At 71.6% G+C, this 6,665-nt stretch carries 7 protein-coding genes; 3 read left to right on the top strand and 4 right to left on the bottom strand.

What is annotated here, in order from left to right; all coding sequences use genetic code 11:
* The coding region (locus tag M878_RS97705) for an acyl-CoA dehydrogenase family protein (RefSeq protein ID WP_483414718.1) at window positions 1-817 on the bottom strand (817 nt) is incomplete at its 3' end.
* A gap of 114 nt (window positions 818-931) precedes the next feature.
* Between M878_RS97705 and M878_RS74180 the strand changes: the two genes are divergently transcribed.
* Window positions 932-1,576 carry a ScbR family autoregulator-binding transcription factor gene (locus M878_RS74180; RefSeq protein ID WP_023549827.1) on the top strand — a complete coding sequence of 215 codons (645 nt, stop codon included), beginning with the start codon at window positions 932-934 and terminating at the stop codon, window positions 1,574-1,576.
* A gap of 137 nt (window positions 1,577-1,713) precedes the next feature.
* Here the strand turns inward: M878_RS74180 and M878_RS74175 are convergent, their stop codons facing one another.
* Entirely contained in the window at window positions 1,714-2,382 is a 669-nt protein-coding gene (locus M878_RS74175; RefSeq protein ID WP_031225668.1) for a DUF4097 family beta strand repeat-containing protein, read from the bottom strand.
* A 245-nt stretch (window positions 2,383-2,627) separates the two neighbouring features.
* Between M878_RS74175 and M878_RS74170 the strand changes: the two genes are divergently transcribed.
* Window positions 2,628-3,398, top strand: coding sequence for a helix-turn-helix domain-containing protein (locus M878_RS74170; RefSeq protein WP_023549825.1), 771 nt, complete (start codon window positions 2,628-2,630; stop codon window positions 3,396-3,398).
* Between the two features lie 168 nt (window positions 3,399-3,566).
* On the opposite strand, the gene M878_RS000000101100 is transcribed toward M878_RS74170, so the two are convergent.
* The gene (locus tag M878_RS000000101100) at window positions 3,567-3,701 is read right to left on the bottom strand and encodes a hypothetical protein (RefSeq protein ID WP_023549824.1); all 135 of its coding nucleotides are present in this window, start codon (window positions 3,699-3,701) and stop codon (window positions 3,567-3,569) included.
* 5 nt (window positions 3,702-3,706) lie between these two features.
* Window positions 3,707-4,735, bottom strand: coding sequence for a ScbA/BarX family gamma-butyrolactone biosynthesis protein (locus tag M878_RS000000100140; protein ID WP_023549823.1), 1,029 nt, complete (start codon window positions 4,733-4,735; stop codon window positions 3,707-3,709).
* 229 nt (window positions 4,736-4,964) lie between these two features.
* Here M878_RS000000100140 and M878_RS74160 point away from each other — a divergent pair.
* Window positions 4,965-6,665: AfsR/SARP family transcriptional regulator (locus M878_RS74160; protein ID WP_023549822.1), on the top strand; the 1,701-nt coding region annotated here is incomplete at its 3' end.

Here is a 6,665-nt window from a genome sequence, read left to right as displayed (position 1 = left end):
GCCCCCAGGATCGGCGCGGCGAACTGGAGCGGGGCGACGAGCCGGAAGGGCACGGCGTGGCAGCGGGCCACCCCGCGCGCACGGTGTCGAGATCGGCGAGGGTGAAACTCCGGTGGCGCGGCACCAGTACGCCCGCGCCGCCCGCGACGACGGTGTTGCTGCCCGTGCCGCGCAGCCCGAGGCTGTGCCAGCTGTCCTTGATCACCAACTCCCGCCGCGGAACCGCGAAGCAGCGGACCTCGGACCCGCCGCCGTCCGCCCCTTCGACCCGTACGGCGACCAGCACCCAGTCGGCGTGGTCGACACCGCTGGCGTAGTGCCACTCGCCCGAGATCCGCCAGCCCTCCCCCTCGGGGACGGCCCGTCCGGCGGGCGGTACGACGGCGGCGGCGATCCGCACATCCGGGGAGGTGTCCCACAGCTCGCGCTGACCGCGTTCGGGCAGGTAGGCGGCGAGCCGTCCGTGCGCGGCGTAGAGGGCGGCGCACCAGGCGGTGGCGACGCACTCCTCGCCCAGTGCCGCGACGGCGTCCACGAGTTGCCGGAAGCCGGCGGCCGCCCCGCCCCAGCGGCGCGGCACGAAGTGGGCCGGAAATCCGGCGGCGGTGATCTCGGCGGCGAGTTCCGGGGACAGCCGCCGCTCCGCGTCCACGCGGGCCGCCGAGGCCCGGGCCAACCGGGCCAGCTGTGCCACCCGCGCCGTCCGCAACCCGCCCTCGGCGAGCTGTGCGCCGTCCATCAAGGTGCCGATGCCCATGCGTTCCCCTCCCCCGGCCCGCCCGGAGGCGAGCACACACGGCTCACACAGAGAGCGCATGGCTCCATCACCTGCGCCCGTGGCAAATATACCTACAGGAAGGTATATTAAAAGTGGTACCGGCGCACCCCTCCATCCGAACTCACGGCCGTGTACCGAAGGAGCGCGATCACCGTGACCTCGAAGATCACGATCCCGGGCTGGACAGGCTCCCCCACCGAGGACCGCCTGCCCGACCTGCGTCAGGAACGGGCCGTGCAGACCCGCGCCCAGGTACTGCGCGCCGCGGCGGAGGAGTTCGCCGAGAAGGGCTTCAAAAGCACGTCCATCCAGGACGTGGCCAAGCGCGTCGGCATGACCAAGGGAGCCGTCTACTTCCACTTCCCGAACAAGGAGATCCTCGCCATCGCCGTGGTCGAGGCGCACTACTCGCGCTGGCCCGAGCTGCTGGAGGGCATCCTCGCCGAGGGGCACCCGCCGCTCGACACCGTGGTACGGGTGCTCGACGGGGCCGCGAAGGCCTTCGCCACCGACATCGTCGTCCAGGCCGGCGCCCGGCTGCAGCTCGAACGCTCCCTGATCGACGCCCAGTTGCCCCAGCCGTACGTCGGCTGGACCCAGCTTCTCGCCCACCTGCTGACCAGCGCGAAGGAGGCCGGCGAGCTGCGGGCCGGCGTCGACCCCGAGGCTGCCGCCCGCGCCCTGGTCTCCGGCTTCTTCGGCGTCCAGCATGTCTCGGACACCCTCACCGGCCGCGCCGATCTCCTGGACCGCTGGCCGGAATTCCGCGACCTCGTCATGACCTCGCTTCGAGCCTGACGGGCATCCCTGGAGACGAGCCTCTCCAGAGGGGGGAGCCGCGGTACGGCCACCGTGGCGGCTGTGCCCTCCGGATCTCCAAGGAGCACCGCCGCCGGACCACACCCTCTTCCTTCCTGGCTTCCTTCCTGGGCTTTTCAGAGGCTACGGGCGGCGATGTCGCCGCAGGCGGTGGTCACGTGGATGTTCAGACCGGGGGCACCGTCGGCGTTCTTGAGCGCGTTGTGGATCCGGCCGGAGGAGGTGCCGGCGTCCAGGGAGGCCGAGACTCCGGCGGCGGCACCGACCGACACGTCACCGGCCTGGGTCCGCAGTGTGACCGTGCCGCGCACGGCCTCGGCGATGTGGATGTCGCCCTTCTGGGTGCTGATCTCCGCGGGACCGCCCAGGCGGCCGACCGAGACGTCACCGGCCTGGAGGGTGAGGCGGGCACCTTCGGTCTCGTCGAGCTTGACCGAACCCTGCGCGCCCTCGAAGGTGACGTCGCCGAGCCGTCCGACGCCCCGGAACTCGGCGCTGGCCGCCTTCGCCTCGACGCGGGAACCGGCGGGCAGCTGGATGGTCACCTCGATGAACCCGGAGTGACCGAGGAGCCGGTTCTTCGCCGCCGGGGCCTCGACCCGGAGGACGCCGTCGCCGTATACGACCTCGATCTGCTCCGCCGCCTTCACGTCGCGGCCCTTCGAAGCGTCCGCGGGCAGGACCTCGACCGTGGTGTCGCCCCGGTCGGCGGCGATCAACTGGACGCGTCCCGCGGGGATGTCGAGGACGGCGGCGATCGGGGCGGGGGTGTCGAACTTCCGCATCGCGCTCTGGTTCTTCTGCATCGTGCGCTCCTTCGGTCCGTTGTTTCTGATGAAAGAAACGCTACGTTGCATTCATATATCTGGCAATCAAGTCGTTGCGAGCGATAGCCATAATCGCAGGTCAGATATGGGAAATCGTTGCAACGTTTTTGAATCTAATGCAACACCAATTATCTCGCTCGTTGCATTGGATGGGGAGTGAACGCTATGTTGGAGGCATCAGGGAAGCGTGAAGGGAGATCGCGATGCCGGGAGGCAGGCTCACCCAGCAGGAACGTCAGCAGATCGCGCTGGGACTGGCCGACGGGCTCGCCTACGCGGAGATCGCCAGACGCCTCGGCCGCCCCACCTCGACGATCACGCGTGAGGTGATGCGCAACGGCGGCCCCACCGCCTACCGTGCCGACCTGGCCCACCGCGCCACCGAACGCCGCGCCCATCGCCGCAGGCAGACCGCGCCCCGGGACCCGAAGGCGCTCCCCCGGACCCACGGGCGTGACGCCGAGGCCGTGCGCGAGTACGAGGAGGCGTTCACCACCCTCCTCATGCAGCAGGGCCTGCCCAAGATGATGTCCCGGGTCCTGACCTGCCTCTACACCACCGACGCGGGCAGCCTCACCGCGTCCGAACTCGTCCAGCGCCTCCAGGTCAGCCCGGCGTCCGTCTCCAAAGCGGTCACGTTCCTCGCAGGCCAGGGCCTCATCCGCCGGGAACGCGACGAACGCCGCCGCGAGCGCTACGTCGTCGACACCGACGTCTTCTACCAGGGAATGATGGCCGCCGCCCGGTCCAACGCCCAGCTCGCCGAGACCGCACGGCAGGGTGTCGGGCTCCTCGGCCCCGGCACCCCGGCCGCCACCCGTCTGGAGAACATCGCCCGCTTCGTCGACTTCGTCGCCGAGAGCATCGCCCGCGCCGCGGAACAGGCCCGCGACATCCTCTATACGGAACCCGCATACACGAAATCCGAAACGGCCTCAGACGGCACAGCCACGCCAAGTTCAGATCGCGGATAGATCGCGGACAGATCGCGGACAGGGCGCCGGGTCCACTCGGAAGCGGCTGCCGGTGCCCGGCGCCGTCGGGGGGTCAGGGCCCTTCCATGCCGAAGGAGTCAGGGCTCTTCCATCCCGGAGAGCCCTGTCCGCTCGCCTCGCGCCGCACGCCCCCACCCCACCAGCGACTCACACATCGTCCTCCGCCGACGACCGCACCGGATAGGCGAACGGCACCCGGAGCATCACCGGCCGACTCCCCCTGAGCCAGGCGCGTACCGCCAGGCCGGACCGGCGCAGCAAGGCGGTGAGGATGGGGCGCATCGCCGTCAGGCCCCGCTGTCCGGCCGTACCCGCAGGACGCCCTGGGCAACGATGTCGCCGTTCTGCGCGGCTGCGACCCGGACGGGCACCGTGCCGTCGGCGCGGGCCGGTTCGGGGGCCGCGTGGATCTCGGTGGGCAGGCCGAGTTCGGCGTACCGGAGGAACTCCATCGCGCAACCGACGAGCAGCGGCCGGCTCCCGGACCGGGCGAACGCGGCCTGCCGCATCGCCTCCAGGACAACCATGCCCGGCACGTGGTCGACGGGGTGGTCGAAGAGCACGGGGTGGTCGGGGTCGCAGCGCAGCAGCCAGCTGCCCGGCCGGTCCATGGCGGAGAGTACGACGTCGCCCGCGCTCTCCTGGCCGACCAGCTCCGGTGCGACGGGCGGCGGGAGTTCGTCGCGCAGCGGTGCCGCACCTGCGCCCGCACCGGCACCCACGTCAACGCCCACGTCGACACCCGCACCGGCACCCGCACCGGTGCCCGCACCGGTGCCCGCTCCCGCGGCCGACCCGCGCAGCCGCCGGTAGACCGCCGGCGAGACACACGTGAAGCCGCAGCGCGCGGTGCCGACCCGGACCATGTCGCGGTAGAGGTCGATCCGGTAGTCCAGGCCCAGCAGCCGCTCGCCGCGGCGCTGGATGTTCTCACAGCGGGCCTCCAGCATCAGGTGCGCGGGGGCGCCGCCGCGGGCGAGGCCCTCCGGCGTGATGTCGAACTCCATCCCGTTGAGGATGAAGGGGTTGGCGAGCGGGACCTGGTAGCCGGCGTGGCCGATGATCAGGCCGGCCTGCCGAATCGTTTCGGCGAATATCAATGGGTCGTGGAAGCCGTGCCGGCTGCGGTAGAAGCTGTGCTGCCGGGGCCACTGCGCGCTGATCAGGAAGCGGTCGGGGCCGTCGGGATGGATGCTCGTGAGGAAGACCTCGGAGACCGAGGCCCGGTGCACCAGGCTGCGCGGAACGGGCTGCTCGAAGAGCCCCGAGGAAGCAGCGGCGGCAGGGTCGACCAGCGTGTTGCTTGAGTGGCGCATGACAGAGTCAGCCTCCTAGTGGCACCTCAGTGGGCAACTTGGCTCGCGAAAAAAACCTACGGGACAGAATATTCACCGTTCAAGCGGTGTCTCACATCCCAAGATCGCCCAACAAGCCGCAGCCTGAAGGGGATCGGCACCTCCGGTTGTGGACTGTTGTTGACCGCGGAACGGTGAGCAGTTATAAAACCTTCTCGAAGGTATCTTACGGAGACTGGAGGGACGGCCCGTGGAGTTCTCCGTGCTGGGACCCGTCGAGGTGCGTGACGGAATCGAGGACCTGACCCCCGCGGCGGCCATGCCGCGCCGTGTGCTCGCCACCCTGCTGCTCAACGCCGGCCGGGTCGTCTCGCACGCCACGCTCATCGAGGAACTCTGGGACGAGGAGCCGCCGCGGCTGGCCCGGAAGACCATCCAGACCTACCTCTACCAACTGCGCAAGGCCCTGGCCTCCGGCCCCACGGGCTCATCGGGCCCCTCGGGCTCATGGGGTTCCTCGGGCTCATGGGGCTCATCGGGGTCATCGGGTTCCTCGGGGTCATCGGGTTCCTCGGGCGAGGGACGGCAGTGGCTGGAGACCCGTCCGAACGGCTACCGGCTCCTGCTCCAGCCCGGCGAGCTCGATCTGCACACCTTCCAGCAGCGCGTCGCGCTCGGCCGCTCCGCACTCGCGGACGGCGACCACGCGAGGGCCGCCCAGCTGCTGCGCGAGGCACTCGGCCTGTGGCGCGGCGACGCACTCGACGACGTACCGCACGGCCCCGTCCTCGCCGCCGAAGTGGCCCGGCTGGGGGAAACCCGGCTGGCCACCCTGCAGCAGCGGATCGAGGCGGACCTGCGCCTCGGTCTGCACCGCGAACTCGTGGGCGAACTGCAGACGTTGACGCGCCGGCACCCGCTGCGGGAGGAGTTCTCGGCGCAGCTGCTGCTCGCCGCGTACCGCTCCGGGCTGCGGGAGGAGGCGCTCAGCTGCTACGCGCGGCTGCGCCGGGCCGTCGTAGAGCACACCGGGCTCGAACCCTCCGAGCGGTTGCAGCGGCTGCACAGCGCCGTACTCGCCGACGCCCCCGGTCTGAGCGCGCCGGAGCGGCCCGCCGCGCCCCGGCCGGGCTCCCGGCCGATCCGGCCGGCGGAGATTCCCGCCGGCATCGCCGAGATCGTCGGACGGGCAGCCGAGACGGAGGCGCTGGAACGCCAACTGGCCCGCTCCGCCGCGCTCGTCCCGCTGGTCGGCGCCCCCGGCACCGGCAAGACGGCGCTCGCGGTGCACGTGGCGCACCGGGTGCGCGAGCGTTTCCCCGACGGGCAGCTCTTCCTCACCCTGCACGACGCCGAGGGCCGGCCGCTTGAGCCGCTGGCGGCGCTGCGCAGCATGCTGCGCACGATCGCGCCCGGCGAGCCGCCGGACTCGCTGGAGGAGGCCGCGCGGATGTTCCGCAGCTGGACGGCCGACCGACGGGTGCTGGTCTTCCTCGACGACGCCGCCTCCGTCCAGCAGGTGCTCCAACTGCTGCCCAGCGGGCAGAAGTGCGCCACGATCGTGACCAGCCGGCGGCGGCTCGGCGGGCTGCCCGGCGGCGGCGTCCGGCTCGGCCGGCTCACCGCGAAGGACGCACTGGCCTTGCTCGGCTCGGTCGCGGGGCGCGAGCGGGTGGAACGGGAGCGGGGTGCGGCGACCGAACTGGTCACATGGTGCGAGGGGTTGCCGCTGGCGGTGTGGACCGCGGGCCAGCGGCTGGCCGCGCGCCCGGCGCTCGGGGTGGGCGAACTGGCCGCGCGGATGCGGGCGGAGCAGCAGCGGCTGGGCGAGCTGAAGGCGGGCGACGTGGACGTACGGCAGCGGATCGGAGCCGCGGTACGACGGCTCGGCGGGGCCGACGAGCGGGCGCTGCGGGCGCTGGCCGCGCTCGGCGACCGCGGGCTGGACCTC

It is taken from the genome of Streptomyces roseochromogenus subsp. oscitans DS 12.976 (assembly GCF_000497445.1).
GTDB lineage: Bacteria > Actinomycetota > Actinomycetes > Streptomycetales > Streptomycetaceae > Streptomyces > Streptomyces oscitans.
Note: the sequence above shows the minus strand (reverse complement) of the source record. Positions and strands in the feature narration are given on the sequence as shown.